Source organism: Brachybacterium sp. SW0106-09 (assembly GCF_001293905.1).
GTDB classification, from domain to species: Bacteria; Actinomycetota; Actinomycetes; order Actinomycetales; family Dermabacteraceae; genus Brachybacterium; species Brachybacterium conglomeratum.
In genome coordinates, this window is sequence record NZ_BCAK01000008.1 from 83329 (window position 1) to 109548 (window position 26220).

At 71.6% G+C, this 26220-nt stretch carries 26 protein-coding genes and 3 tRNA genes; 9 read left to right on the top strand and 20 right to left on the bottom strand.

The annotated features are described in order from the left end of the window. Positions 1–59 precede the first annotated feature (59 nt). Together Y09_RS05750 and thiL are read right to left on the bottom strand one after the other, a co-directional pair. Positions 60–1136, bottom strand: a complete 1077-nt coding sequence (locus Y09_RS05750; protein ID WP_053916759.1) for an NAD(P)-dependent alcohol dehydrogenase — start codon at positions 1134–1136, stop codon at positions 60–62. 81 nt (positions 1137–1217) lie between these two features. Further along, positions 1218–2222: a thiamine-phosphate kinase gene (gene thiL, locus Y09_RS05755; RefSeq protein WP_053916761.1), complete on the bottom strand. Its 1005-nt coding sequence runs from the start codon at positions 2220–2222 to the stop codon at positions 1218–1220. A gap of 53 nt (positions 2223–2275) precedes the next feature. Here thiL and Y09_RS05760 point away from each other — a divergent pair, with 53 nt between their 5' ends. Continuing rightward, positions 2276–2776 carry a DUF3515 family protein gene (locus Y09_RS05760; protein ID WP_010552245.1) on the top strand — a complete coding sequence of 167 codons (501 nt, stop codon included), beginning with the start codon at positions 2276–2278 and terminating at the stop codon, positions 2774–2776. A gap of 23 nt (positions 2777–2799) precedes the next feature. Here Y09_RS05760 and Y09_RS05765 read toward each other — a convergent pair whose 3' ends face one another. From Y09_RS05765 to leuC, 7 genes are all read right to left on the bottom strand, one after another. Continuing rightward, positions 2800–3915, bottom strand: a complete 1116-nt coding sequence (locus Y09_RS05765; protein WP_053916763.1) for a D-alanine--D-alanine ligase family protein — start codon at positions 3913–3915, stop codon at positions 2800–2802. 14 nt (positions 3916–3929) lie between these two features. Then, positions 3930–4937, bottom strand: coding sequence for an NAD(P)H-dependent glycerol-3-phosphate dehydrogenase (locus Y09_RS05770; protein WP_053916765.1), 1008 nt, complete (start codon positions 4935–4937; stop codon positions 3930–3932). Then, positions 4934–5737 carry a 1-acyl-sn-glycerol-3-phosphate acyltransferase gene (locus Y09_RS05775; protein ID WP_053916767.1) on the bottom strand — a complete coding sequence of 268 codons (804 nt, stop codon included), beginning with the start codon at positions 5735–5737 and terminating at the stop codon, positions 4934–4936. The genes Y09_RS05770 and Y09_RS05775 overlap by 4 nt, the downstream gene beginning before the upstream one ends. Next, on the bottom strand, positions 5737–6318 hold the full coding sequence (locus tag Y09_RS05780; protein WP_053916769.1) for a hypothetical protein: 582 nt from the start codon (positions 6316–6318) through the stop codon (positions 5737–5739). Before Y09_RS05780 ends, Y09_RS05775 begins: the two co-directional genes overlap by 1 nt. After that, positions 6315–7637 (bottom strand): UDP-N-acetylglucosamine 1-carboxyvinyltransferase, encoded by a 1323-nt coding sequence (gene murA, locus Y09_RS05785; protein ID WP_053916771.1) that lies wholly within the window; start codon positions 7635–7637, stop codon positions 6315–6317. The genes Y09_RS05780 and murA overlap by 4 nt, the downstream gene beginning before the upstream one ends. Before the next feature lie 119 nt (positions 7638–7756). Continuing rightward, a complete protein-coding gene (gene leuD, locus Y09_RS05790; RefSeq protein WP_053916773.1) occupies positions 7757–8371 on the bottom strand; it encodes a 3-isopropylmalate dehydratase small subunit in 615 nt (204 codons plus the stop codon). Positions 8372–8382: 11 nt separating this feature from the next. Then, complete coding sequence (gene leuC / locus Y09_RS05795) at positions 8383–9795, bottom strand: 3-isopropylmalate dehydratase large subunit (RefSeq protein WP_053916775.1); 1413 nt, start codon at positions 9793–9795, stop codon at positions 8383–8385. Positions 9796–9933: 138 nt separating this feature from the next. On the opposite strand from leuC, the gene Y09_RS05800 reads away from it, so the two are divergent. Next, positions 9934–10668, top strand: a complete 735-nt coding sequence (locus Y09_RS05800; RefSeq protein ID WP_053916777.1) for an IclR family transcriptional regulator — start codon at positions 9934–9936, stop codon at positions 10666–10668. Between the two features lie 11 nt (positions 10669–10679). On the opposite strand, the gene Y09_RS05805 is transcribed toward Y09_RS05800, so the two are convergent. From Y09_RS05805 to Y09_RS05830, 6 genes are all read right to left on the bottom strand, one after another. Beyond that, positions 10680–11498: a universal stress protein gene (locus Y09_RS05805; RefSeq protein ID WP_053916779.1), complete on the bottom strand. Its 819-nt coding sequence runs from the start codon at positions 11496–11498 to the stop codon at positions 10680–10682. A 99-nt stretch (positions 11499–11597) separates the two neighbouring features. Next, a tRNA-Glu gene (locus tag Y09_RS05810) sits at positions 11598–11670 on the bottom strand. 29 nt (positions 11671–11699) lie between these two features. Next, positions 11700–11772, bottom strand: a tRNA-Glu gene (locus tag Y09_RS05815). 33 nt (positions 11773–11805) lie between these two features. Beyond that, positions 11806–11877: transfer RNA gene (locus Y09_RS05820), tRNA-Gln, on the bottom strand. 189 nt (positions 11878–12066) lie between these two features. Next, on the bottom strand, positions 12067–13584 hold the full coding sequence (gene gltX, locus Y09_RS05825; protein ID WP_053916781.1) for a glutamate--tRNA ligase: 1518 nt from the start codon (positions 13582–13584) through the stop codon (positions 12067–12069). A gap of 32 nt (positions 13585–13616) precedes the next feature. Next, positions 13617–14396: a fumarylacetoacetate hydrolase family protein gene (locus Y09_RS05830; RefSeq protein WP_053916783.1), complete on the bottom strand. Its 780-nt coding sequence runs from the start codon at positions 14394–14396 to the stop codon at positions 13617–13619. Between the two features lie 110 nt (positions 14397–14506). Between Y09_RS05830 and Y09_RS05835 the strand changes: the two genes are divergently transcribed. The 3 genes from Y09_RS05835 to Y09_RS05845 all read left to right on the top strand — a co-directional run bounded on the left by Y09_RS05835 (position 14507) and on the right by Y09_RS05845 (position 17249). Next, positions 14507–15268, top strand: coding sequence for an SDR family NAD(P)-dependent oxidoreductase (locus Y09_RS05835; protein WP_053916785.1), 762 nt, complete (start codon positions 14507–14509; stop codon positions 15266–15268). Continuing rightward, positions 15265–16050 (top strand): enoyl-CoA hydratase-related protein, encoded by a 786-nt coding sequence (locus Y09_RS05840; RefSeq protein WP_053916786.1) that lies wholly within the window; start codon positions 15265–15267, stop codon positions 16048–16050. The genes Y09_RS05835 and Y09_RS05840 overlap by 4 nt, the downstream gene beginning before the upstream one ends. 122 nt (positions 16051–16172) lie before the next feature. Further along, positions 16173–17249: an LLM class flavin-dependent oxidoreductase gene (locus tag Y09_RS05845; protein ID WP_053916789.1), complete on the top strand. Its 1077-nt coding sequence runs from the start codon at positions 16173–16175 to the stop codon at positions 17247–17249. A 24-nt stretch (positions 17250–17273) separates the two neighbouring features. Here the strand turns inward: Y09_RS05845 and Y09_RS17465 are convergent, their stop codons facing one another. Beyond that, positions 17274–17804: a DUF2199 domain-containing protein gene (locus Y09_RS17465; RefSeq protein WP_053916791.1), complete on the bottom strand. Its 531-nt coding sequence runs from the start codon at positions 17802–17804 to the stop codon at positions 17274–17276. A gap of 475 nt (positions 17805–18279) precedes the next feature. Here Y09_RS17465 and Y09_RS05855 point away from each other — a divergent pair, with 475 nt between their 5' ends. Next, the gene (locus tag Y09_RS05855) at positions 18280–19038 is read left to right on the top strand and encodes a hypothetical protein (RefSeq protein ID WP_053916793.1); all 759 of its coding nucleotides are present in this window, start codon (positions 18280–18282) and stop codon (positions 19036–19038) included. Here Y09_RS05855 and Y09_RS05860 read toward each other — a convergent pair. After that, on the bottom strand, positions 19031–20077 hold the full coding sequence (locus tag Y09_RS05860; protein WP_053916795.1) for a WXG100 family type VII secretion target: 1047 nt from the start codon (positions 20075–20077) through the stop codon (positions 19031–19033). The genes Y09_RS05855 and Y09_RS05860 overlap by 8 nt on opposite strands. A 160-nt stretch (positions 20078–20237) precedes the next feature. Between Y09_RS05860 and Y09_RS05865 the strand changes: the two genes are divergently transcribed. Both Y09_RS05865 and Y09_RS05870 read left to right on the top strand, forming a co-directional pair. Continuing rightward, positions 20238–20756, top strand: a complete 519-nt coding sequence (locus Y09_RS05865; RefSeq protein WP_148639545.1) for a hypothetical protein — start codon at positions 20238–20240, stop codon at positions 20754–20756. Next, entirely contained in the window at positions 20753–21685 is a 933-nt protein-coding gene (locus Y09_RS05870) for a hypothetical protein (RefSeq protein WP_053916798.1), read from the top strand. The genes Y09_RS05865 and Y09_RS05870 overlap by 4 nt, the downstream gene beginning before the upstream one ends. Before the next feature lie 60 nt (positions 21686–21745). On the opposite strand, the gene Y09_RS05875 is transcribed toward Y09_RS05870, so the two are convergent. Beyond that, the gene (locus Y09_RS05875; RefSeq protein WP_053916800.1) at positions 21746–22684 is read right to left on the bottom strand and encodes a serine protease; all 939 of its coding nucleotides are present in this window, start codon (positions 22682–22684) and stop codon (positions 21746–21748) included. Between the two features lie 146 nt (positions 22685–22830). Continuing rightward, positions 22831–23088 (bottom strand): hypothetical protein, encoded by a 258-nt coding sequence (locus Y09_RS05880; RefSeq protein ID WP_053916802.1) that lies wholly within the window; start codon positions 23086–23088, stop codon positions 22831–22833. A gap of 78 nt (positions 23089–23166) precedes the next feature. Between Y09_RS05880 and Y09_RS05885 the strand changes: the two genes are divergently transcribed. Then, on the top strand, positions 23167–25722 hold the full coding sequence (locus Y09_RS05885) for an RNA helicase (protein WP_053916804.1): 2556 nt from the start codon (positions 23167–23169) through the stop codon (positions 25720–25722). Positions 25723–25833: 111 nt separating this feature from the next. Here the strand turns inward: Y09_RS05885 and Y09_RS05890 are convergent, their stop codons facing one another. Further along, a complete protein-coding gene (locus Y09_RS05890; RefSeq protein ID WP_053916806.1) occupies positions 25834–26163 on the bottom strand; it encodes a hypothetical protein in 330 nt (109 codons plus the stop codon). Between the last annotated feature and the right edge of the window lie 57 nt (positions 26164–26220).

A 26220-nucleotide genomic window follows, 5' to 3' on the forward strand; every position in this document is an offset into this window, starting at 1 on the left:
GTACCGCGGGTCGGGGCGGCGATCCGTCTCGGGGGCGAGGCGGACCGCCGCCCTGACCGTCACTCCGCCGCGGCGCCCGCGAAGGTGGCGGTGTCGATGACGGCGCGGAAGCGGACGTCGCCGGCGACCACGCGCTCGTAGGTCGCGTCGGCCTCGTCGACCGAGATCGTCTCGATCTTCGCGGCGATGCCGTGCTCGGCGCAGAAGTCGAGCATCTCCTGGGTCTCGGCGATGCCGCCGATGTTGGAGCCGGCGAGCACCTTGGCGCCGCCGATCAGGGAGCCGAAGCTCAGCGCCTGCTTCTCCGGCGGGAGGCCGACGACGGCCATGACGCCGCGAGGGGCGAGCAGGCGCAGGTAGCGGTCCACGGGGATGTCGGCGCTGATCGTGTTGAGGATCAGGTCGAACCCGCCGCGGTGGTCGCGGAAGAAGTCCTCGTCGGAGGTGGCGAGGACGCGCGTCGCACCGAGGGCGAGGGCGTCCTCCTTCTTGCGCAGGGTGCGGGTGAGGACGGTGACCTCGGCGCCCATGGCGGCGGCGATCTGCACGCCCATGTGGCCGAGCCCGCCGAGGCCGAGGACGGCCACGCGCTTGGCGCGGCCGGAGACCTGCTCACCGGCGCCCCAGCGGCGCAGCGGGGAGTAGGTGGTGATGCCGGCGCACAGCAGCGGGGCGGCCTGGTCGAAGGGGATCTCGTCCGGGATCCTCAGCACGAAGCGCTCGTTGACGACGACCTTCTCCGCGTAGCCGCCCTGGGTGATCGTGCCGTCGACGTCGGTCGCGTTGTAGGTGCCGACGTTGCCGGTCAGGCAGTTCTGCTCCTGGTCGGCGAGGCACTCCTCGCAGGTCCCGCACGAGTTCACGAGGCAGCCCACACCCACGCGGTCGCCGACCTTCCAGTCGGTGACGTCGCTGCCGACGGCGGAGACGGTGCCGGCGATCTCGTGGCCGACGGTGAGCGGGAAGTGCGCCTCGCCCCACTCGTTGCGGATGGTGTGGATGTCGCTGTGGCAGATGCCGGCGGCCTCGATGTCGATGACCACATCGTCCGGGCGGGGGTCGCGGCGCTCGATCGTGGTGACGCGGAACGGCTGGTCCGGGCCGGTCTTCTGCAGGGCCTTGACGGTGATCGGCATGGTGGTGGTGCTCCTCCGTGGCGTGCGGGTCGGGCGCGGTCGCGCCGCCGACCAGCCTAGTCCGGGCGGGGCGCGGCGTGCTCAGGCGAAGTGGTCGAAGCCCTCGCCGGGGATCGGGGTGCCGTCGAGGGTCACGACCGGTCCGTCCCCCGCCTCGTGGAGCCGGCCGATGGGGCGGAAGCCGGTCGGCACCTCGTCCGGGGCGAAGGCGGCGAGCATCGCGTGCTCCTCGGCGCCGTGGAGGACCCAGGCCCAGGGGTCCTCGCCGAGCTCCTCGGCGAGGGCGGCGAGGGCCTCGGCGTCCGGGGCGAGGGCGGCGCGGTCGAGGTCGATCCGCACCCGCGAGGCGGCGGCGAGGCGGCCGCCGTCGCGGACCAGCCCGTCGGAGAGATCCATCATGGCCCGCGCGGTGCGGCCGGCACTCCAGCCGAGGGACAGGTCGACCTCGGGGGCGTCGTGGTGGCGCACGAGCGCCGCGGCGTCGGGGGTCCGGATGCCGTCGAGCGAGATCGCGCCGTCGGGGTCGACGCGCACCCGGTCGCCGAGGACCAGGGCGAGGCCCGCGGCAGAGCGGCCCAGGCGCTCCGTGCCGATCGTGAGCACGTCGCCGGGGCGGGCGCCGGAGCGCAGCACGGGCGCGTCGCCGGGCGCCATCGCACCCATCGCGGTGACGGCGAGGGCGAGGCGGTCGGCGCGGCCCAGGTCGCCGCCGACGATCACCGCGCCGTCGGCCGCGGCGCGCTCGGCGAGGCCGACGCTGAGCTCCTCGAAGACGGACGGGTCCGTTCCGGCCGGGGCCGAGAACGCGACGACGAGAGCGAGCGGACGGGCACCCATCGCGGCGACGTCGGCGAGGTTCTGCACCGCGGCCTTCCGGCCGATCCAGCGCGGGAGCGTCGCGCCCGGCAGGAAGTCGTGCCCCTCGACCAGCGCATCGGTGGTGACCACGAGACGGTCCGAGGGAAGCCGCACCACCGCGGCGTCATCGCCCGGGCCGACCTCGACCTGCTCGCCCGTGGGGAGCTGCGGGAGCACGGCGGCGAGGATCGAGGCCTCGGAGAGGCCGGGGCGGGGCTGCGCGGTCATCGCACCAGTCTGCCCGATCCCCGGCTCCCCGATCCCACCGGTACCCTCGGTACGTGCTTCCTCGACGTGCCGCCGCCCTCTCCCTCACCGGGCTGCTCGCCCTCGGCCTCGCCGCCTGCGGCACCGTGCAGGTGCCCGCCGGGGAGGCCGCCGCGGACCCGGTGTGCGCCGACATCGTGCTCGCCGCCCCGCCGCAGGTGCTCGGCATGGACCGGGTGGAGACCTCGAGCCAGGGCACCGCCGCCTGGGGCAGCGGGGAGGACACGGTGGTGATGCGCTGCGGCGTGACCCCGCCCGGCCCGACCACCGACCAGTGCACCACCCTCGCCGACGAGAACGAGATCGAGGTCGACTGGGTCGTCAAGGAGATCGAGGGCGACACCTTCCTGTACACGACCTACGGCCGCGAGCCCGCGATCGACGTGTCCGTGCCGCGCTCGGCGGCACCGGACCAGCCCTCCGCCGCCGCGCTCGACCTCACCCAGGTGATCACCCGGAACATCGAGGCGACCGCCCGCTGCATCGGCCCCGGGGACGAGGGCTACGAGGGCTGAGCGGCCTCAGCGCCGGTGGAGGCTCAGCGCTGGCCGAGGCGGCGCGAGGCGGCCTGGTCCACGAGATCCGCGATCAGCTCGGCGTAGCTCAGCCCCATCGACTCCCACAGCACCGGGAACATCGAGTACGGGGTGAAGCCCGGCATGGTGTTGACCTCGTTGACGATCACGCGGTGATCGGTGGTGACGAACATGTCGACCCGGGCGAGGCCCTCGAGGCCGAGCGCCCCGAAGGCGCGGCGGGCGATCTCGCGGGCCTCCTCGAGCACCCCGTCGGGCAGGCCCGCGGGCACGTCGATGCTCACGGTGCCCTTGCCGAAGTACTTCGCCTCGTAGTCGTAGAAGTCGAGGTCGGCGCCGACCTTCACCTCGCCGGGCAGCGTGGTGCGGGGCTCGCCGCCGTCGCGCGCGGCGAGCACGCCGCACTCGATCTCGCGGCCGACGAGGCCCTCCTCGATGAGGACCTTGGGATCCTCGCGGAAGGCGGTCTTCATCGCGTGCTCCAGCTGCGCGGCCTCCTCGACGCGGCTGACTCCGAGGCTGGAGCCGGCACGGGCCGGCTTGACGAACCAGGGACGCGGATGATGCTGCTCGAGATGGGCGAGGACGCGGCCGGCGCCGTCGGCCCAGCGGTCCTCGTGCACGACGATGCCGGGGGCGCACTCGATGCCGGCGGCGCGCAGCGCGACCTTCGTCGCGGCCTTGTCCATCGCGGTGGCCGAGGCGAGGACGCCGGAGCCGACGTAGGGGATGTCGAGCATCTCGAGCATGCCCTGGACGGTACCGTCCTCGCCGTAGGGGCCGTGCAGCAGCGGCCAGACGACGTCGATCTCGGCGAGCGGCTCGACGCGCCCCTCGCGCAGCACGCGCAGCGCGGTCCGCTCCCCCGGACGGTGGCGGGAGGAGGGCAGCAGCACCTCGTCGCCGTCGGCGGCGACCTCGGGCGCCCGGCCGTCGACCATCGTCCAGTCCGAGGGGTCGTCGGAGACGTGGACCCAGCGGCCCTCGGGGGTGATGCCGATCGCGACGACGTCGAAGCGGGTGCGGTCGATCGCGGCGAGGATGCCGCCGGCGGTGATGCACGAGATGCCGTGCTCGCCGCTGCGGCCGCCGAACAGGAGGGCGACGGTGGTGCTCATGGGGTCGAGGGTAATCACTCCGGGCGGACCGAGCGTGACAGCAGGGCCGTGGTGACCTCGTCGATCCTCGCGCCGTGGTCCACGACCGCGACCACCGACCGGGTGATCGGCATGTCGACGCCGTGGCGTGCGGCGATGTCCGCGACGGCGCGGGCGGTGGCGACGCCCTCGGCGGTCTGGCCCACCTCCGCCGCCGCCGCGGCGACGTCGAGCCCGCGGCCGAGCGCGAGGCCGAGGCGGTGGTTGCGGCTGAGCGGCGAGGAGCAGGTCGCGACGAGGTCGCCCATGCCGGCGAGGCCCGGGAAGGTCTCGCGGCGCCCGCCGAGCGCGACGCCGAGACGGGTGATCTCCGCCAGTCCCCGCGTGATCAGGGAGGCGGTGGTGTTGTGGCCGTGGCCGAGCCCCGTCGCGGCGCCGACGGCGATCGCGATGACGTTCTTCACGGCGCCGGCGACCTCGACCCCGACCACGTCGGTCGAGGTGTAGGCGCGCAGGTAGGGCGCGGAGCACCAGGAGGCGAAGGTCTCGGCGAGCGCCTCGTCCGGGGCGGCGACGACGCTCGCGCAGGGGCGGCGCTCGGCGATCTCGCCGGAGAGGTTCGGGCCGGAGAGCACGCCGACCAGCGAGGGGTCCGCTCCCCCGGCCTGGGCGAGGATCTCGCTGATCCGGGCGTCGGTGCCGCGCTCGATGCCCTTGGTGAGGGAGAGCACCGGGACGGCGGGGAGGGCGGGCCAGGGGGCGAGGGTCGCGCGCATCGACTGGGCGGGGATCGCGACGACGACGCCGTCGGCGCCCTCGAGCGCGGCGGCGACATCGGCGGTGGCGCGGAGGGTCGCGGGGAGCTCGCGGTCGCCGAGATAGGCGCTGTTGCGGTGCTGCGTCCCGATCTCGCGGGCGACCTCCTCGCGGCGCGCCCAGAGGGCCACCTCGGCGCCGCCGTCGGCGAGGACCTGCGCGAAGGTGGTCCCCCAGCTGCCGGCGCCGAGGACGGTGAGGCGCGAGGCCCTGCGCGGCGCGCTCATCGTCGCGGCTCCGTCGGGGCGCGGAAGCCGGGATCGGTGCGGCCGATCTCGGGGCGGTGGGAGTCCGTGCGCGGGTCGTGGAGGTGAGCGGGCGGGGTGAGGCCGCGCAGCTCGCCGAGCAGCGCGGCGATGCGCGCCATCAGCTCCTCGGTGACGCGCAGGGCGGCCTCGTGCTCCGTCTCGCCCTGGCCGACGGCTGCGGTGAAGGGCGCGCCGACGCGCATGCGCACGCGTCGACCCCGGCCGGGGCGCGGGAGCGGGGAGCCGACGGGCCACAGCCCGCGACCGCCCCAGGTCGCGATCGGCAGCAGCGGCGCGCCGGTGGACAGGGCGAGGCGGGCCGCGCCGAGCCGGGCCTGCATCGGCCAGAGCTCCGGATCGCGGGTGTAGGTGCCCTCGGGGAAGACCATCAGCAGCTCGCCCCGGGCGAGCGCCTCCCGGGCGGCGTCCAGGGCGTCCCCGGAGCGGCTCGTACCGCGCAGCACCGGGATCTGCCGGGCCGAGCGCAGCAGGGCGCCGAGCAGCGGCACGCGGAACAGCGACTCCTTGGCCAGGAAGCGGGGCGCGATCCCGGAGGCCTGCAGGAGGTGCCCGTAGCCGAAGGGGTCGAAGGCGCTGAGATGGTTGCCGCAGGCGATCACGGCGCCGCTGGCCGGGAAGTTCTCGGCGCCCTGCCACTGCGGGCGGGAGAGCAGCGTGACCAGGGGGCGCAGCGGGAGCTGCGCGAGGCCGATCACGAGCCCGGCACGACGGGCGGGCTCGCGGGCGGTGCCCACGTCCCAGCTGCGCAGGAGCGGCATCAGCGGTTCGAGGACGGGCCGCGGCCCAGTGCGCGGCGGGAGACCTGCGAGGTGAGGGAGGCCGCACGCCGGTCGCCGGTCAGAGCCCGGCGGCGGAGCGTCGTCGGCGCCCGACGGGCGAGGGTGTTCACGGCCGCGGCGTGCATCAGGCGGCGCGGCGCGAAGGCGAGCCGTCCCCGCACGGTCTTGTACTTCACCGCCGTGGTCACCTGCAGCAGGTCCCCGCCAGGCAGGAGCGCCACGCCGATGCGGACGGCGAGCTTGTCGTCGTCGTCGACGATGAGGGCCTCCGAGCCCACCACCTCGTCGGCCACGAACTCCTTCTGCGGCGGCGGGACCATGTCGAACAGCCGCACCGCCTCGTCGCGCAGGGCGCGCAGGCCGCGGGAGCCGAGCGGGGTGTTCTCGTGGGCGAAGATCGCCTCGGCCCACACCCGCGGATCCGACTCCTCGACCCCGCCGGTCGGGACGATCACGACGTCGCAGTAGTCCGGGATCGGGATGTCCCGCAGGGCGAGGGAGCCGGCCGCGCCGGCGATCGGGGTGCCCCCGGTCCCGAGCTCCGCGCGCTCCTCGCTCACTCCTCCCCCTCCCAGTACTCGGCCCCGAGGGCGGTGAGCTTGTCGCGGAAGGACTCGTAGCCGCGATCGATCAGGCCGATGCCGCGGATCGTGGAGACCCCCTCGGCACCGAGCGCCGCGATGAGGTACGAGAAGCCGCCGCGCAGGTCGGGCACGGTGATGTCGGCGCCGTGCAGCTCCCTCGGGCCCGAGACGACGGCGGAGTGGTTGTAGTTGGAGCGGCCGAAGCGGCAGGAGGAGCCGCCGAGGCACTCGCGGTAGACCTGGATCCGGGCGCCCATGTCGTTCAGCGCACGGGTGAAGCCCAGACGGTTCTCGTAGACCGTCTCGTGGAGGATCGAGATGCCGTCGGCCTGGGTGAGGGCGACCACGAGCGGCTGCTGCCAGTCGGTCATGAAGCCGGGGTGCACGTCGGTCTCGAGCGCGATCGCCTTCAGCGGGGTGCCGGGGTGGTAGAAGCGGATGCCGTCCTCGCGGATCTCGATCCCGCCGCCGACCTTGCGGTAGATGTTCAGGAAGGTCGACATCGGCTTCTGCTGCGCGCCGCGCACGAAGACCGAGCCCTTGGTGACCAGAGCCGCGCAGGCCCAGGACCCCGCCTCGATCCGGTCCGCGAGGGCGACGTGCTCATAGCCGCCGAGCTCGTCGACGCCCTCGATGGTGATGGTGCGGTCGGTCTGCAGGGAGATGATCGCGCCCATCTTCTGCAGCACTGCGATGAGGTCCTCGATCTCGGGCTCGACCGCGGCGTTCGTCAGCTCGGTGACGCCCTGGGCGCGCACCGCGGTGAGCAGCACCTGCTCGGTTGCACCGACGCTCGGGTACTCGAGGTGGATCTTCGTGCCCTTCAGGCCGTTCGGCGCGGTGATGTGGATGCCCATCTCGCGCTTGTCGACGTGGGCGCCGAAGCTGCGCAGCACGTCGAGGTGGTAGTTGATCGGCCGGTCGCCGATGCGGCAGCCGCCGAGGTCGGGGATGATCGCCTCGCCCAGGCGGTGCAGCAGCGGGCCGCAGAAGAGGATCGGGATGCGGGAGCTGCCGGCGTGGGCGTCGATGTCGGCCACGTGGGCCCGCTCGACGTTCGAGGGGTCCAGGCGCAGCTCGCCGCCGGCGACATCGTGCTCGATCTTCACGCCGTGGATCGACAGCAGGTTCGAGACGATCCGGACGTCGGAGATGTCGGGGACGGAGCGGAGCACGCTCGGCGAGGTGCCCAGCAGCGCGGCGACCATCGCCTTGGAGACCAGGTTCTTGGCGCCGCGGACGGTGATCTCGCCGTCGAGCGGGCGCCCGCCGCGCACGTGGAATGTGGAGCTCATGGTGTCCTTGCCTGGAGGGACGGACGTCAGCACGCCCATATCTGACCGGCTCACCATACCGGAGCGGCCTGCCCGCCCCACGGGAGGGGTGGGCAGGCCGCGAGGGTGCAGGTGGTTCCTCAGTGCGTGTCGGCGGTGCGGGCCGGCAGCGTCTTCGGCATCCAGGAGGGGCGCTTCTGCTCGAAGGCGGTGATGTCCTCCTCGTGGCGGAGGGTGAGGCCGATGTCGTCCAGGCCCTCCATCAGGCGCCAGCGGGTGTAGTCGTCGATCTCGAAGCGGAACGTCGAGTCGCCCGCGCTGACCTGACGGTTCTCGAGGTCCACGGTCACCTCGGCGCCGGGGTTCTCCTCGAGGATCTTCCACAGCTGCTCGATGTCGTCCTGCGTGAGGATCCCGGCGACCAGGCCCTGCTTGCCGGAGTTGCCGCGGAAGATCTCCGCGAAGCGGGTCGAGAGCACCGCCTTGAAGCCGTAGTCGCGCAGCGCCCACACGGCGTGCTCGCGGGAGGAGCCGGTGCCGAAGTCAGGGCCGGCCACGAGCACGGAGCCCTGCGCGTAGGCGGGCTTGTTCAGCACGAACTCGGGGTCGTTGGTGCGCCAGGCGTGGAACAGGCCGTCGTCGAAGCCGGTCTTGGTGACGCGCTTGAGGTAGACGGCGGGGATGATCTGGTCGGTGTCGACGTTGCTGCGACGCAGCGGGACGCCGATGCCGGTGTGCGTGGTGAGGGCTTCCATGGCGGGGCTCCTCAGGCGTGGGTCAGCAGGTCGGACGGGGAGGACAGGGTGCCGCGCACAGCGGTGGCGGCGGCGACGACGGGCGAGACGAGGTGGGTGCGCCCGCCCTTGCCCTGCCGGCCCTCGAAGTTGCGGTTGGAGGTGGAGGCGGCCCGCTCGCCGGGGGCGAGCTGGTCGGGGTTCATGCCCAGGCACATCGAGCAGCCGGCCTGGCGCCACTCGGCGCCGAAGTCGAGGAACACCTCGTCCAGGCCCTCCTGCTCGGCCTGGAGGCGCACGCGGGCGGAGCCCGGCACGACCAGGACGCGCACGTCGGGGTGCTTGGTGCGGCCCTCGAGCACGGAGGCGAAGGCGCGCAGGTCCTCGATGCGGCCGTTGGTGCACGAGCCCATGAAGACGGTGTCGACCTTGATGTCCTTCAGCGCCGTGCCGGGGACCAGGTCCATGTACTCCAGCGCCCGCTCGGCAGCGTAGCGGTCGGTCTCGTCGACGAAGTCCTCCGGGGCGGGGACCGCGGCGGACAGCGGCAGGCCCTGGCCGGGGTTGGTGCCCCAGGTGACGAAGGGCTCGAGCTCGTCGGCGTCGATGACGACCTCGGCGTCGAAGGTCGCGTCGTCGTCGGTGCGCAGCGTCCTCCAGTACTCGACGGCCTCGTCCCAGTCCTTCCCCTGCGGGGCGTGGGGACGGCCCTTGACGTACTCGAAGGTGGTCTCGTCGGGCGCGATCATGCCGGCGCGGGCACCGGCCTCGATGGACATGTTGCAGATCGTCATGCGGCCCTCCATGGAGAGCTCGCGGATCGCCTCGCCGCGGTACTCGAGCACGTAGCCCGCGCCGCCGCCGGTGCCGATCTTCGCGATCACGGCGAGGATGATGTCCTTCGCGGTGACGCCCGGCTTCAGGGAGCCGGTAACGGTGACCGCCATGGTCTTGAAGGGGGTCAGCGGCAGGGTCTGGGTGGCCAGCACGTGCTCCACCTCGGAGGTGCCGATGCCGAAGGCCAGCGCGCCGAAGGCGCCGTGGGTGGAGGTGTGCGAGTCGCCGCACACGACGGTGATGCCGGGCATGGTCAGCCCCAGCTGCGGTCCCACGACGTGGACGATGCCCTGATCCTTGTCACCGAGGGAGTGGATGCGCACGCCGAACTCCTCGGCGTTGCGGCGCAGCGTGTCGATCTGGGTGCGCGAGGTGATGTCCGCGATCGGCTTGTCGATGTCGATCGTGGGGGTGTTGTGGTCCTCGGTCGCGAGGGTCTGGTCGATGCGGCGGGGCTCGCGCCCCTCCTGGCGCAGGCCGTCGAAGGCCTGCGGGCTCGTGACCTCGTGCAGGAGCTGGAGGTCGATGTAGAGCAGATCCGGCTCGCCGTTCTCACCGCGGCGGACCACGTGATCCGCCCACACCTTCTCCGCGAGGGTCCCCGCCATGTCGATCCTTCCCTGCATCCTTCGTGGGGATGCGTGCTGATGCGCAGTCGCGCCCGGTCTCGGGCGCTGCACTCATCGTGGGCGGGTCCACGATCCGATGCACTTGCGTCTCACTCAATAAGACGGCAATATCGGAGCATGGACAACACCCCGGAGGAGAACGGAAGCGGCGTCGGCGTGCTCGACAAGGCCGCCGTCGTGCTCGGCGCCCTCGAGGCCGGCCCTGCCACCCTCGCCCAGCTCGTGCAGTCGACGGGACTGGCCCGCCCCACCGCGCACCGCCTCGCGGTGGCGCTCGAGTACCACCATCTGGTGGCCCGTGACATGCAGGGCCGCTTCATCCTCGGTCCGCGCCTCGGCGAGCTCGCCGCGGCCGCCGGCGAGGACCGGCTGCTGGCCTCGGCCGGGCCCGTGCTCGCGGCCCTGCGGGACCACACCGGGGAGTCCGCGCAGCTGTACCGCCGCCAGGGCGACCACCGCATCTGCGTGGCCGCCGCCGAGCGGCCGATCGGCCTGCGCGACTCGGTCCCGCTCGGGGAGGCGCTGACGATGCGGGCGGGCTCCGCCGCGCAGATCCTGCTGGCCTGGGAGGAGCCGGACCGGCTCCACCGGGGCCTGCTCGGGGCGCGCTTCACCGCGACCCAGCTCTCGGCGGTGCGCCGTCGCGGCTGGGCGCAGTCGATCGGTGAGCGCGAGCCGGGCGTCGGCTCCGTCTCCGCGCCGGTGCGCGGGCCGAACGGACGCGTGGTCGCGGCGCTGAGCATCTCCGGGCCGATCGAGCGGATCACCCGTCAGCCGGGCCGGCTCCATGCCCCGTCCGTGATGAGTTCGGCGAACCATCTCACCGAGCTGCTGCGCCGCGCCGGCGCCTGATCACCCGCGCCTCACTCCCGCTCGATCCACACGGGCGTGTTGGCGTAGCGCAGCACGTTCACGAGCTGGCGCGGCGCGGCGATCTTCCCGGAGCCGCCCTCGTCCCGCTCCCCCGCCACGACCATGACGCTCGCGTTCTCGCTGGCCTCGACCAGCTGCTTGGCGTTGTCGGAGGTCGCCACGGCCACGTCCTTCACGAAGACCGAGGGGTGGCTGAGCGCGATCCGCTGCGCCGTGGCGGCGAGGATCTCCTGGGCCTGCTCGGGCGAGGTGCCCGGTCGCACCACGAGATGGATGTCGCGTCCGTAGGCCTCCGCGAGGTCGGCGGCGCGGGCCACCACCTCGGTCGAGGTCTCGTGGTGCACGAGACCGACGGGGCCGTCGCCGTCGATGTTCCCCCGCACCACCACGACGGGGCAGTGGGCGCGGGCGGCGAGGGCGAGACTCTTGGAGCCGACGATGAGGGTCATCAGCCGGCCCAGCCCCCGCCCGCCGAGGACCAGCAGGTCCGAGCCCTGGCTGGCGTGGACCAGGACCGGCACGGAGTTGCCGTCGATCACCTCGGTGGTGGTCTCGACCTCGGGGGCCCGCTCCCGCGCGAGCTCGGCGGCCTCGCGCAGCAGGGTGTCGGACGCACTGCGGAAGCCGGAGCCCGGCATCCCGGAGATCGGGTCGACGTTGACGTCGAGCTCGGTCCACACGAAGGCGTGGACGAGATGGAGGGCGCCGCCGACGGTGGCGGCATGGCGTGCGGCCCAGCGGACCGCCTGATCGGACTCGTCCGCGTCGAAGACGCCGACCGTGATCTTCGGAGCTTCTGTGTGCGCCATGTCACGACGATACTCTGTCGGGGCCGGCCGCCGACAGGACCTCGGACAGGACCTCGGAATGCAGAAGGAGCCGGCACCAGTGGTGCCGGCTCCTGCTCGTACCCCGTACCGGATTTGAACCGGTGTTACCGCCGTGAGAGGGCGACGTCCTGGGCCGCTAGACGAACGGGGCGGGTGCGAGATCCAGTGGATCTCGCCTCGTACCCCGTACCGGATTTGAACCGGTGTTACCGCCGTGAGAGGGCGACGTCCTAGGCCGCTAGACGAACGGGGCGCGGACCGCGCAGCGGATGATCGCTGCGAAGCGCTGGGGTACCAGGACTCGAACCTAGAATGACGGTACCAGAAACCGTTGTGTTGCCAATTACACCATACCCCATGGTGAGAAGCACTTTCCGCAGCCCTTCACGTTCCGTTCCCCGGTGGTTTCCGTGGACTTCCCGCGCTGTTCTGCGTGCCGTACCGAGTGAAGACTCTACCGGCTTCTCCCGCGGAGCACAAAGCGAGAGGGCCCTTTCGGGCTGTGAGGCTCGGCACGCTGTCCTGCCGGGCCCCACAGCCCTGCCGCTCAGGCCTCCGTCGCGAGGCGCTCGCGCAGGGCGCGCAGGCGCACGAGGCTCGAGGAGCGGCCCAGCAGCTCCATGGACTCGAACAGGGGCGGGGAGATGCGCCGGCCGGAGATCGCGGCGCGCAGCGGCCCGAAGGCGAGCCGGGGCTTGATGCCCATGTCGTCCACGATCGCGCCGCGCAGGGCGGGCTCGAGCGCCGCGGCCGTGAACGCGTCCTCCGCGATCGCCTCGACCTCCAAGATCGCGCGGTCGAGCACCGCGACGGGGTCGTCGCCGAGCTTCTTGGTCGCGTCGTCCTGGATCACGAGGTCCTCGTCGGCCACGAAGAGGAAGCCCATCAGGTCGCTCGCCTCGCCGAGGAGGTTCATGCGGGTCTGCACCAGCGGCGCGGCGGCGACGACGAGGGCGCGCTGCTCCTCGGTGACGGTCTCGCCGAGCACTCCCCCGGACTGCAGGTACGGGATGAGCCGCTCGACGAAGACGTCCTCGGGGAGCAGGCGGATGTGGTCGGCGTTGATGGCGGTGGCCTTCTTGAGGTCCACGCGCGCCGGGTTCGGGTTCACGTCGGAGGCGTCGAAGCGCTCGACGAGCTGCTCGCGGCTGAAGATGTCCTCGTCGGCGCTGAAGCCCCAGCCGAGCAGGGCGAGGTAGTTGACCATGCCCTCGGGGATGAAGCCCTGCTCCCGGTAGAGGAAGAGGTCCGCCTGCGGGTCGCGCTTGGAGAGCTTCTTGTTCCCCTCCCCCATCACATAAGGGAGGTGGCCGAACTCCGGCACGCGCTCGGCGACGCCGATCTCGATCAGCGCCCGGTAGAGCGCGATCTGGCGCGGGGTGGAGGAGAGGATGTCCTCGCCGCGCAGCACATGGGTGATGCGCATGAGGGCGTCGTCCACGGGGTTGACCAGGGTGTAGAGCGGCTGGCCGTTCGCGCGCACGACGACGAAGTCGGGCGTGGAGCCGGCCTTGAAGGTGATCTCGCCGCGCACCATGTCGGTGAAGGTGATGTCCTCCTGCGGCATGCGCAGGCGCCAGGTGGGCTCGCGGCCCTCGGCGCGGAAGGCGGCCTTCTGCTCCTCGGTGAGGTCGCGGTCGTGGCCGTCGTAGCCGAGCTGCGGGTCGCGGCCGGCGGCGCGGTGGCGCTCGGCGATCTCCTCCGCGGTGGAGAAGGACTCGTAGATGTGCCCGGACTCCTTCAGCTTGGCGATCACGTCCTGGTAGATCTCGCCGCGCTGGGACTGGCGGTAGGGGCCGTCCGGGCCGCCGACCTCGACGCCCTCGTCCCAGTCGATGCCGAGCCAGCGCATGGCGTCGAGCAGCTGGTGGTAGGACTCCTCGCTGTCGCGGGCGGCGTCGGTGTCCTCGATGCGGAAGACGAGCTTGCCGCCGTGGTGGCGGGCGTGGGCCCAGTTGAACAGGGCGGTGCGCACCATGCCGACGTGCGGGGTGCCGGTGGGGCTGGGGCAGAAGCGGACGCGGACCTCGTCGGGGGTCGAGGCAGCGGCGGGGGTGGTGGTCACGAAGGGTTCTCCCTGGAGGTTCGGGGGCGGGCTCAGCGGCGCACGAGGGGGTTGGACAGGGTCCCGATCCCCTCGATCTCGACGTCGATCCGGGCGCCGGGCTCGACGGTGCGGACGCCGGCGGGGGTGCCGGTGAGCACGATGTCGCCGGGCAGGAGGGTCACGACGGAGGAGATCTCGGCGATCAGCTCGGGCACGCCGCGCACCATGTCGGCCGTGGAGCCGGACTGGGCGGTCTCGTCGTCGACGCGGGAGGAGATCGCCAGTCCTGCGGCAGGATCGAGATCGGTCTCGATCCAGGGCCCGATCGGGCAGGAGGTGTCGAAGGCCTTGGCGCGGAACCACTGGTCCTCGGCGCGCTGGGAGTCCCGGGCTGTGAGGTCGTTCGCGCAGGTGTATCCCAGCACGTGGTCGGCGACCTGCTCGGGCGCGAGGTCCTTGGCCATCCGCTTGATGACCACGGCCAGCTCCGCCTCGAGGCTCACCTCCTGGCTGTAGGAGGGGACGACCACGGGGTCGCCGGGGCCGACGACGGCGGTGTTGGGCTTGAGGAAGTACAGGGCCTGGTCGGGCACCTCGTTGCCGAGCTCGGCGGCGTGGGCGGCGTAGTTCCGGCCGACGCACACCACCTTCGAGCGCGGGATGACGGGGGCGAGCAGCCGCACGTCCTCGAGCGGGAGGATCTTCCCGGTGGGGCGGATCTCTGTGTACAGGGGATCACCGGTGATGCCGTAGACCATGTCCTGGCCGTCCTTCTCCTGGACGATGCCGAACATCGGGTCTTCGCCGGTGGTGAATCGGGCGATGCGCATGCGCGCCAGTCTAGGCGCTCGCCTCGCCCGGCCCGGAGCGGGGGCGGCGGGATAGGCTCGCGCGCAGACGGACCGATCGCGCGACGGAGCGCGAGGAAGGCGGCAGACCGATGGATGTCGCAGGGAATGTCGCACTCGTGACCGGGGGCGCCTCGGGCCTGGGGCTCGCGACCGGGGAGGCACTGGCCGCGGCCGGCGCCCACGTGGTGCTCGTGGACCTGCCGGGCTCAGACGGCGAGGTCGTCGCCGAGCGGCTCGGCGGCGGGGCGCGCTTCGTCGCGGCCGACGTGACCGACGAAGCGCAGGTGCGGGAGGCCGTGGAGCTCGCTGTATCGCTCGGTCCGCTGCGAGTGGTCGTCAGCTGCGCCGGGATCGTGCAGGCGAAGCGGCTGGTGGGTCGCGACGGACTGATGCCGCTGACGGGCTTCGAGCAGGTGGTGCGCGTGAACCTGCTGGGCACGGTGACGGTGATGGGCGTCGCCGCCGAGGCGATGCAGTCGGTGCCGCAGCTGGGCGAGGAGCGCGGGGTCGTCGTGAACACGGCGTCGGTGGCCGCCTTCGACGGGCAGATCGGGCAGACGGCCTATGCGGCCTCCAAGGGCGCCGTCGCCTCGCTCACGCTGCCCGCCGCCCGGGAGCTCGCCGCCTCGAGGATCCGGGTGATGGCGATCGCGCCGGGCACCTTCGAGACGCCAATGATGGCGGGGCTGTCCGAGGAGGTGCGCGACTCCCTCGCGGCGCAGGTCCCGCATCCGAGCCGGCTGGGCCGGCCCGCGGAGTACGCGGCGCTGGTGCGGCACATCGTGGAGAACCCGATGCTCAACGGCGAGGTGATCCGTCTCGACGGGGCGATCAGGATGGGTCCGCGATGATCGGAGGGGAGCTGGTGCTGACCGCACAGCACGAGCATGTCCGTGTGCTGACGCTGCACCGCCCAGAGGCGCTGAACGCGGTCGACGACGCCCTCGCCACCGCGCTCGGCGACGCGGTCGCGGGGGCCGAGACGGATCCGGCGACGCGGGTGATCGTGCTGACCGGGGCGGGCCGGGCGTTCTGCGCCGGGATGGACCTCAAGGCCTTCGCCCGCGGGGAGAGCGCCCACTCCCGCACCCGGCCCGAGCGGGGCTTCGCGGGGATCGCGGGGCATCTGGTCTCCGTGCCCGTGATCGCGGCGGTGAACGGTCCGGCGGTCGGACTCGGGGCGGAGCTGGTGCTCGCGAGCGACCAGGCGCTGATCGATTCGGCGGCGCATCTGGCGCTGCCCGAGGTGCGTCGCGGGCTGATCGCGGTGGCGGGCGGGGCGATGCGCCTCCCGCAGCAGGTGCCGCCCAAGCTCGCGCTCGAGAAGCTGCTGACCGGGGACCGGATCTCGCCGCAGGAGGCCCTGGAGTGGGGGCTGGTCAACTCCGTGAGCGCGCCCGGTGCGGTCCTCGTGGAGGCGCTCGCGCTGGCGGAGCGGATCGCCGCGAACGCGCCGCTCGCGGTGCGGGCCACGAAGGATCTCGTGCACTCGACGGTGCACGAGGACAGCTGGGGGCGGCCGGCGTGGCGGCGGATCCGGGAGGCCCAGCAGCGCGTGCTCTCGAGCGAGGATGCCGCCGAGGGCGCGGCGGCCTTCGCCGAGAAGCGGGAGCCGCGGTGGGAGGAGCGGTGACCGGTCGGGACGGACACCGTCGGGGCCGGCGCCGTCCGGGCGGACGCCGCCCCCGACTGGACCCGGTCGCCGCACTGCCCTATGCTTGAATCGTCAATCATTCTAGCGGGGAGCGCAGTCAGATGAGCATCGATCCTGGATCCATCACCTTCGGCCTGGACACCTTCGGGGACGTCACCGTGGACGGCGCGGGAGATCCCGTCGCGCCGGCGCAGGTGATCCGCGACATCGTCGCCCAGGGCGAGCTCGCCGATCAGGTCGGCATCGACCACTTCTCGATCGGCGAGCACCACCGGCCCGACTTCGCGGTCAGCGCGCCGGACATGGTGCTCGCCTCGCTAGCGCAACGCACCGAACGGATCACGCTGGGGACCGCCGTGATCGTGCTCAGCTCCGACGACCCGCTGCGGGTGGTCGAGCGCTTCTCCACGCTCGACGCGCTCTCGCAGGGCCGGGCCGAGCTCACCGTGGGCCGAGGCTCCTTCACCGAGTCCTTCCCGCTGTTCGGCTTCGCGATGCAGGACTACGAGACCCTCTTCGAGGAGAAGCTCGACCTACTGGTGACGGCGCTCGCCGGCGAGCCGATCACCTGGTCCGGCACCACCCGCGCGCCGCTGAAGGAGCAGTCGCTGCACCCCGCGCTGGAGCGGGAGCTGCCCACCTGGGTCGCCGTCGGCGGGAGCCCGAACTCGGTCATCCGCACCGCCCGCCACGGACTGCCGCTGATGCTCGCGATCATCGGCGGGCCCGCGCAGCGCTTCGCGCCCTATGTCGACCTCTTCCACGAGGCGACCGCGAAGCTCGGCGGGCAGCGCCGTCCCGTCGGCGTCCACTCCCCCGGGCACGTCGCCGCGACCGACGCCGCCGCGCGCGAGCAGCTCGCCCCGCACTGGATCCACAATCGCAACGAGATCGGGCGCGAGCGCGGCTGGGGCCCCTCGGGGATCGGAGAGTTCGAGGCGGAGGCGGATCACGGCGCGCTGTACGTCGGCTCCCCGGAGACCGTCGCGCAGAAGATCGCGCGGACGATCACCTCGCTCGGCATCGACCGCTTCGACCTCAAGTACGCCAACGGCCCTATGCCGCATGAGCAGCTGATGGAGTCGATCCGCCTCTACGGCACCGAGGTGATCCCGCGGGTCCGGGAGCTGCTGGCCGAGGCGCAGGCTCCCGAAGGATCGGCCTTCGACGAGGCCTGAGCGCCCCTCCCCCTTCGCCGCGGCTCACCGAAGCAGGAAGGCGCGGATGCGCAGCTCGGCCTCCTCCCGGGTGATGCCGCCCAGGAGGTCGCGCCCGATCGGGTTCTCGTTCGTGGGATCGGGGCCGATCAACGGGCGGAGGTACCCGCGGGAGTGCACGAGGACCGGCACGGGCCCCGCTGTCTCGTAGCCGGGCAGCGCGCTCGCGAGGCGGCCCGGGTAGAACGTCCTGTAGCCGTCGTCCCCGAGGTGATCGAGGATGTCGAGGACGTCGTCCTCGGCCAGGGACACCCATGGCGCGTACTCCATGCGGCGCTCGGGGTCGTCGCGGATCGGCACGTGCATCGACACCCGCACGTACTGCTCGGCCCCCTCGGGGCGCTCGATCAAGCACAGGTCCTCGGTGATCTCGACATCACGGAGCTCGTGCGGGGCGAGCCGGAGCACGGGGTCCGGGACCGCGAACGACAGCACCGGCCAGGGCCGGTCCCTGGTGCCGTCGGCGCCGAGGTGGGTCGCCGCGCAGGCGTGGCAGTCGAAGTCGATGCCGGTCATCGGGGGCTCCTTGGGTGGGGTCGGTCGAGGGGATGCCCGGCACGCTAGGGGCCGACCGGCCGCCTCTGCGACGACGCGATCCCTGATGTGGATGAGCGGGTGGTGAGGAGGAGAGGTGACCGGCGGGCCTCCCGACTGGAGGCGACCCTCACGGCTCTCGGCCGCTGCTCGTGCGGGGATGACGCCGGAGTCGGCGTCACCTCTCCCGGCCACGTCGCCGCGACCGACGCCGCCCCGCGCGAAATGTTCGCTCCGCGACGGCTTCACGACATGGACGAGAGCGGGCATGAATGCGACTGCCCCCCTCCTGGATACGATGCCCAGGATCGAGAGAGGTCTCAGCACCGCAAGCAACACCCGGTGCTCGACGCGGAGGAGAACCCACGTGATTCAACCAGCTCCCGCGCCCGGTGAGCGAGAAGTGATGAGCGCTGGTGCGCTATCACGACACGGCCTCGAAGGACCGACATCTCTGTTGAGCCTGACGGACGAGGAAGTCCTCGCCCTGGTGGACGATCCCGAGCAGGAGGCGGTGCATCTCCCCTGGGTCAGCGCTCAGGAGGGCTCCGATCAGGGTTTCTCCCGTCTGCAGGCACGGCTCTCATCCGCTCGCTCGCTCTTCGCTCGGGGCATCCTGGCGCCCGAGTTCGCCGTCGCCCAGATCGAAGGACGTACCCCTCGCACGGATACGGGGCGGCCGACACCAAATGCCCTGGTGACCGGGATCATCGTCCGACGGCGGCATGCAGTGGTCACTGTGGATGCAGTGGACGAACTTCGTCCTCGCGGGGCAGTCCAGCTCTTCGTCGACAGCGACGGATCGATCCTGCAGGAGCAGGTGTCCGCCGAGGGCATCCACCACTTCGTCATGACTGAGCAGGAGAGTGCTCTCGGGGTGCTTCGCGCGTTCTGCGTGCCCGTGCACGACGCGAAGGAGCGGTACACCGCCCCCGAGGAGGACAGCCAGAGAGCTCTCTGGGAAGGACCTGCAGACGACTTCCTCGACGACGAGGACCTGCAGAACTCGGTCGGCGAGTACACGGCATGCGTGCGCATCCAGAGCACGGGCGAGAACGTCGGCACGCTGTGGATACTCACCGGGACCCGCGCGCTGGCCCTGATCCAGGAGTCGGAGGACGATCCTCTCCGCGCTGACGCGATCTCGCTGATGGACCACGAGGTTTCCAGTGTCCTGGCATCGGTCGTGGAAGCGGGGATCTACCGCGTCACGTGAAGAGATCGACGATGTCCCGGACCCCGTCGTTGACTCTCGTCGCCGTTCCTTCGACCGCATCTCCCCAGAGGTGATCGGCACCGGCCTGGACCGCCTCCTGCTGCGCATCGAGCACCGGATCGATGAACGGAACGTTCTCACGCACGGATTCGGTCAACCGGGCGTAGTTGGAGTCCGCGGTCTCGGTGGCCGTTCCGATGAGGTCGCCTCCCTTGGTGGTCCCGGTCACCTGATCGAAGAGTGCGAAGGGCGTCTCGACCAGGAATCTGGTCGTGGACCCCTCGCCCGGTCCTCCCGCGATCGCCGAGCCCTGCGCCGCAGCGGTGGCCGCAGACCACTCCATGTCCAATCCGCCCGTGATCATGCCACCGAATTCGCCCACGACCTTCGTCACCGGGGTGGGAATAGCCCCGATCACGTTGAAAGCAGCATCCGCACCGTTGATTCCGGCCGTGATCAGCCCATCCATCGTTCCGAACAGATCTCCATCCTGGAAGCTCTGCGATGCGTCATACAAGCCGATGTTGACGTTCGCAATATCGTCTGGGAGCTGCAGAATGTTCGTGATGCCGGTCGGGTCGGGGACGAAGCCCATCGCATCGACACCGATGCTCCGGACGTTCCACAGCAAGGAGCCGTGATACCCGGACTCCGGCCCCCCTAGAAGGTCACCGAAGAAGCCATCGCTCTCCTGCGACGTGTCCTCCTTGAGACTTCTCAGCACCCCGTCCCACGGCATCGGCAAGGGCCCCCAGGGCAAGCCGGTTCCCCCCTCCTCCTGGCTTGCGCCGTCCTGCTCGTCGGCTTCGCGATCAGCCTCTTCGGACCGGCGACGGAGGCTGTCGCATACGTCCCGTGCACTACCGGAGATCAGCGATCCCCACTGGGAGCGGAAGCCTTCCGCGTCCGGGCCGTCCCAGGAGACCGTGCGCACGACGGAGTCCAGTGACTCGAACAGCTCCGCCAGGCTCTGCTCCCCCAGACGCACAGCCTCGGCATGTTCGCGCAGCTGCTCGGTGTCCGCTCCGTAGAACCCCATCCCCAGTCCCCACCCTCCATATCACCCCTCAGAATCACGCGGCTCGACCGACGAAGCCGTACGCGCAGCCGCCACGGTCGACCGTAGTATCGGGCACCGACGACGACCATGGGGAGCACTCCCCATGTCCCCTTTCGTTCACCGCCTCCAGGAAGACACGATGCCCTCCACGTCCAGCACCTCCGGCTCCGTCCTCTACCACGCGCCTCATGTGAACGTGGCTCGGATCGCGGTGCTGGTCTTCTTGGGGCTCCCCATCCTCCTCGTTCTCGGCATTGGACTGCTTCTGCTCGTCGGGCACTCCAAGAATCCAGCGCTGCTCGTGCTGATAACCCCTCCCTCCCTCCTCACCATTGCGGCTGCCGTGGTTCTCACGCGCCTACGGTTCACCGTGAGCACCTCAGGTCTGACGATCGTCAACTTCCTCGTCACCCATCGACTGGCCTGGCACGAGGTGCAGGTCATCAGAACCTCCCCTGACTTCTTCCTCCGAGGGGCGACGACCGTGCAGACTCGGGACGGGCGCTCGCTCACAGCACTCGTGACGACAGCGAACTACGCGATGTGGCGCGGTGAGAGCTTCCGGGATCACGGCGAAGATCTGCGGTCCGGCGGACGCCCTGCTCATGCCGCGATCGACGCGCATCGGCGCTATCTGGCCGGGGAGTTCGGGCGGTGACGGTGCTGACGGCCGCCGAGGCCGCTGCTGCGCGCACGGCGCACGAGGAGCGGGCCGATGCGCTGACCGCCGCACATCGGCAGCGGAAGCAGCGCGGCGAGAAGCATGCGGTGGAGGACTTCCTGTTCACCTACTACCCCTTCTCCCCCGCTCGGCTGCGGCGCTGGCACCCCGGATGGCGGGTGGGATACGAGGCGTCGGCCGATCTCGATGCCGACGGGAACCCGGTCATCGCCGATGTGGACGAGGCGGGGAGGCGGTCCTGGTACGTGGAGTCGCCCGGTCCGAAGGCGGTGCGGCGGGCGGATGTCGAGCGCTATCTGGCCGAGCGGGCCTCTGCCTTCACCTTCATGACGCGCCTGCTGCGGGCCTCGACGCTCACGCGGCGCCGGCCGGAGTTCGGCTGCTTCGGGCTGCACGAGTGGGCGATGGTGCACGGCCTGACCGAGGGGCAGCAGCGCCATGAGGACCTGCCCCTGCGCCTCACGCAGGCCGAGACCGACGCTGTCGTGGAGCGGGAGAACCTGATCTGCTCGCACCTGGACGCGTTCCGCTTCTTCACCCCGTCGGCCGCGCCGCGCAACTCCATGGAGCCGACCCGTGCGACGCAGGTCGACCACGACAACCCGGCCTGCCTGCATGTGGGGATGGACCTGTACAAGTGGGCCATGAAGCTCACGCCGCTGCTGCCCTCGGGCCTGGTGCTGGACTGCTTCGAGCACGCCCGCGCCACGCGGGTGCTGGACATGGAGGCGAGCCCGTACGACGTGCGGCCGCTGGGCTACGGGGTGGTGCCGATCGAGACCCCGCGCGGCAAGGCGGAGTACGTGCGGCGCCAGCGGGAGCTGGCCGCCGGGGCCGACGCGCTGCGTGAGCGGATCCTCGCCGAGCTCGAGGGGCTCGAGGCGAGCGCGCCCGTCGGGCGCTGAGACGCCGGAAGGGCCGGCACCCTCGCGGGGTGCCGGCCCTCCTCAGGAGTGGGGCTGCGCTCAGGCGGCTGCCTCGTCGTAGGCGGCCTGCGCCTCGGCGCCGAAGTACGGGCCGTACATCACGTTCGCCTGGCCGTTGTAGCCGAAGCTGTTCACGGAGTTCTGCGCCCCGTCGCCGAGGAACCAGGGACCGCCGGAGGAGCCGCCGGTCATGTCGCAGGAGATGCCCTGGGAGAGGGTGCCGCCGATGGTGTCGTCGCTCGCGGTGCCGGAGCAGCTCTCGAGGGACTCGCCGTCGAAGGGCGCGGCGGCCGGGTAGCCGTAGGCGTCGTAGTCGGCGCCCCGCTCGCGGTTGAAGGCGATCGAGGTGGAGCCGACGGCGTCCTCGAGGGTGCCGCTGCCGCTCTCGGGGCTCACGGTCGCGAAGGCGACGTCGTAGCTGATGTCCTCGCCGGAGACCCACTCGTCGGTGGAGACGAGATCGGTCGCGGCCCAGGTGCCGTAGGGGGCGTCGCCGTGGTCGTAGCCGGGCACGAAGACCCAGTTGGTGGCCCAGGTGCCGGCGTCGTTGACGCAGTGCCCGGCGGTCGAGACGGTCGAGCCGTTCGAGGAGGCGACGGAGTTGCCGGAGCAGACGTAGTCCTGGCCGCCCTGGGTGAAGAAGACCTTGCCGACGGTGTCCTTCGACTCGGCGGCCTTCTTGTTCTTGCCCGGCGCCTCGGCGCTGCGGCCCTGGACGGTGGTGGGCTCGCCCTTCTCGACGTCCGCGTGCGACGGGGCGTCCTCGGGCGCGAGGTCGCCGGCGGGGATCGCGGCCTCCATGCGCTCGGAGGTCCAGTAGCCGTGCGCGTCGGTCTGCGCGGTACCGGAGAGCTCGGTGCGCTCGACGTCGGAGCCGTCCGCGGTGGCGGCGCCGGCGCCGCCGACGGCGAGGCCCGCGACGAGGGCGGCACCGCCCAGGAGTCTGGTGCAGCGACGGAGAACGGTGGAGTGCGTCACGAGAGTGCCTTTCGACAGCGGGACAACGAGGGTGGGATGACGACCCTGCAGGGCCGTGACGGCACGCTACGCGACGTGAGCGAGGTCACTCCGCCCGAGAGTTCCCGGTCGTCCGCTTCTGTCCGGTTCGACGTCCGGGACGCTTACTACTGGTCGGTAGCTTCCTGACCGCTGGAAGCTCCCAGGGCGTCCCCGTCGTCCTCGCAGGCCGCGGCGGATTCGGCATCGTCGGCCGACAGGGCCCCGGAGGTGTCATCCGCAGCATTGTCACGATCAGGTAACGATCGCTGGAGCGGGGTGGGGCGGGCGGCGGCGCGGGCGGCCTCGTCCCAGTGCTCCCGCGCCCCCTCGCTGCGCTTCTCGGCATCGGTGAGGGAGGGGTCCTCGGAGCGTCGTGCAGGCATCGTCGTCCTTCCGTCGGCGGGGCGTGCGCGTCGAGCGTAGCGCCGTCCGCCTGCGGAGCACCCTGGCAGACTGGGCCCATGCCGAGCCTGACGCCCTTCCTCCCCCCGCGCACCGCCGAGAACGCTCAGGACGCCATCGTCGACGGGTTCGTCTCCGCGCAGGAATCGGTCGGCCGCACCCTCTACCCCCACCAGGAGGAGGCGCTGCTCGCCATCGCGGCCGGGGACCACGTGATCGCCGCGACCCCCACCGGCTCGGGCAAGACCACGATCGCCTACGCCGCGATCTTCGCCGCGATGGCCCGCGGTGAGCGCTCGTACTACACCGCCCCCATCAAGGCGCTGGTGAGCGAGAAGTTCTTCGACCTCGTCGCGCAGTTCGGCGCCGAGAACGTGGGCATGATGACCGGCGACTCCGCGGTGAACCACGATGCGCCGATCATCGTGTGCACCGCCGAGATCTTCGCCAACCACGCCCTGCGCGACGGTCCCGGCTCCGAGGTGGGGCTCGCGGTGATGGACGAGTTCCACTTCTACGGCGACTCGCAGCGCGGCTGGGCCTGGCAGGTGCCGCTCGTGGAGCTGCCCCGCTGCCAGTTCGTGCTGATGAGCGCGACCCTCGGCGACGTCTCCTTCTTCGTGGAGGACCTCGAGGAGCGCACCGAGCGCGCCGTGACGGTGGTGGCCGATGCGCCGCGGCCCGTGCCGCTGGACTTCCGCTGGTCGCTCACACCGCTGCCGGACACGATCACGACGATCCTCGAGGACCGCGACGCCCCGGTGTACATCGTCCACTTCACCCAGAAGGAGGCCCTCGAGCAGGCGCAGGCGCTGCAGGGCGGGAAGATCCTCAGCGCCGAGGAGAAGGAGCGGATCCGCGAGCTGATCGGCGACTTCCGCTTCTCCAAGGGCTTCGGACAGATCCTCTCCCGCCTGGTGCGCGAGGGCATCGGCGTGCACCACGCCGGCATGCTCCCGAAGTACCGGCGCCTGGTGGAGAAGCTCGCCCAGTCCGGGCTGCTGAAGATCATCTGCGGCACCGACACCCTCGGCGTGGGCATCAACGTGCCGATCCGCACCGTGCTGCTGACGGGGCTGGCGAAGTTCGACGGCAAGCGGATGCGCCTGCTCAACGCCCGCGAGTTCCACCAGATCGCCGGGCGGGCGGGACGAGCCGGCTACGACACCGTCGGTCACGTCGTGGTGCAGGCGCCGACGTGGACCATCGAGTTCGAGCGGGAGCGCGCCAAGCAGCGGGCCCGCGAGGAGGCCGGCAAGGCCCCCAACAGCGCGAAGAAGCGGAAGAAGGAGCCGAAGCCCCGCATCCCCGAGGGCGCCGTGAGCTGGTCCGAGGAGAACCTCACCAAGCTCGTCGAGAACCCGCCCGAGGCGCTGCGCCCGCACCTGCGGATCACCGCCTCGATGGTGCTCGCGCTGATCGCGCGGCCGGGCGATGCGGTCGCCGCCGGGCGCCACCTGATCATGACCAGCCACCAGACCCGCGCCCAGAAGCTGAAGCTGGTGCGCGAGGCGGTGGAGATCTTCCGCGGCCTGCGGGACGCGGAGATCATCGAAGTGCTCGAGGAGGTGGACCATCTGGGGCGTCGCTTCTCCCTGGTCGAGGACCTCCAGCTCGACTTCACGATGAACCAGCCGCTGGCCCCCTTCGCGATCGCGATGATCGACTCGCTGGACGAGGAGTCCGAGACGCTCACCCTGGACACCGTCTCGATCCTCGAGGCGATCCTAGAGGATCCGCGCCAGATCCTGCTCGCCCAGCAGAACGCCGCCCGCGGCGAGCTGCTCGCCGAGCTCAAGGCCGACGGGGTCGAGTACACCGAGCGGATGGCCCGCCTGGACGAGGTCACCTGGCCGAAGCCGCTCGAGGAGGACCTCGAGGCCGCGCTCGAGATCTACGCCCGCAGCCGGCCCTGGGTGCGGGCCGAGGACCTCTCCCCCAAGTCCGTGGTGCGCGAGATCCACGAGACCGGGCAGACCTTCAGCGAGTTCGTGCAGCGCTACGGCCTGCAGCGCTCCGAGGGGATCGTGCTGCGCTATCTCTCCGACGCCTACCAGGCGATGCGGCGCACGGTCCCGCAGGACCTGCGCACCGAGGAGCTCGAGGACATGATCGAGTGGCTCGGGGTGCTGGTGCGCGGGATCGACTCCTCGCTGCTGGACGAGTGGGAGGCGCTGACCCATCCGGAGGACCTGGGCGACGGGGCCTCGGAGATCCGGCCGACGAGCCCCCGCGGCCTCTCCGCCCAGACGAAGGTGCTGCGCACGATGGTGCGGGCCGCCCTGTGGCAGCGCGTTGAGCACTTCGCCTTCGAGCGCGAGGAGCGGCTCGCCGAGCTCGACGGCGCCTCCGGCTGGGACCGGAAGCGCTGGGCGGAGGCGATGGACGCCTACTACGACACCTATGACGAGGTCGGCATCGACGGCCCCGCCCGCTCCCCGCAGCTGCTGCAGATCACCGAGGAGTCCCGGCTGTGGCGGATCCGGCAGGTGCTCGACGACCCTGAGGGGAACCACGACTGGGCGATCGAGGCGGAGCTCGACCTGGAGGCGACCGACGAGGCCGGCGAGCCGGTGCTCACGATCACCCACGTCGGCGACATCGCGGACCGCTGAGGACCCGCCCCGGCGCGCCGCCCCAGTCGACGACCAGGGACGACGACGGCCGATGCCCCGTGCGGGGCATCGGCCGTCGTCGTGGTCAGCAGCGACCTGCAGCGGAGACGCTCAGTACTGCGGGTTCGTCTCGATCCGCTTCTGCGGGTTGGTCTCGATCTGAGGGTTGGTCTCGATCAGAGGGTTCGTCTCGATCAGAGGGTTCGTCTCGATCTTCAGCGGATTGGTCTCGATCCGCTTCAGCGGGTTGGTCTCGATCTTCTGCACGGAGACCGCGGCCTGGGGGTTGGCCTCGATCTTCTGCGGATTGGCCTCGATGGCGCCGGCGGCGCCGGCACCGGCGACGCCGAGCGCGCCGGCGAGCATGAGGCCGGCGGCGAACCTCGCCGCACGGCCGGCGTGAAGGGTGTTCTTGGACTGCGAAGGACGGAAGCTGATCACCGGACAGGTCCTCTCGGTGGTGACGGGGGCGGCTGGATGGGGGAGCCCGCAGGTACC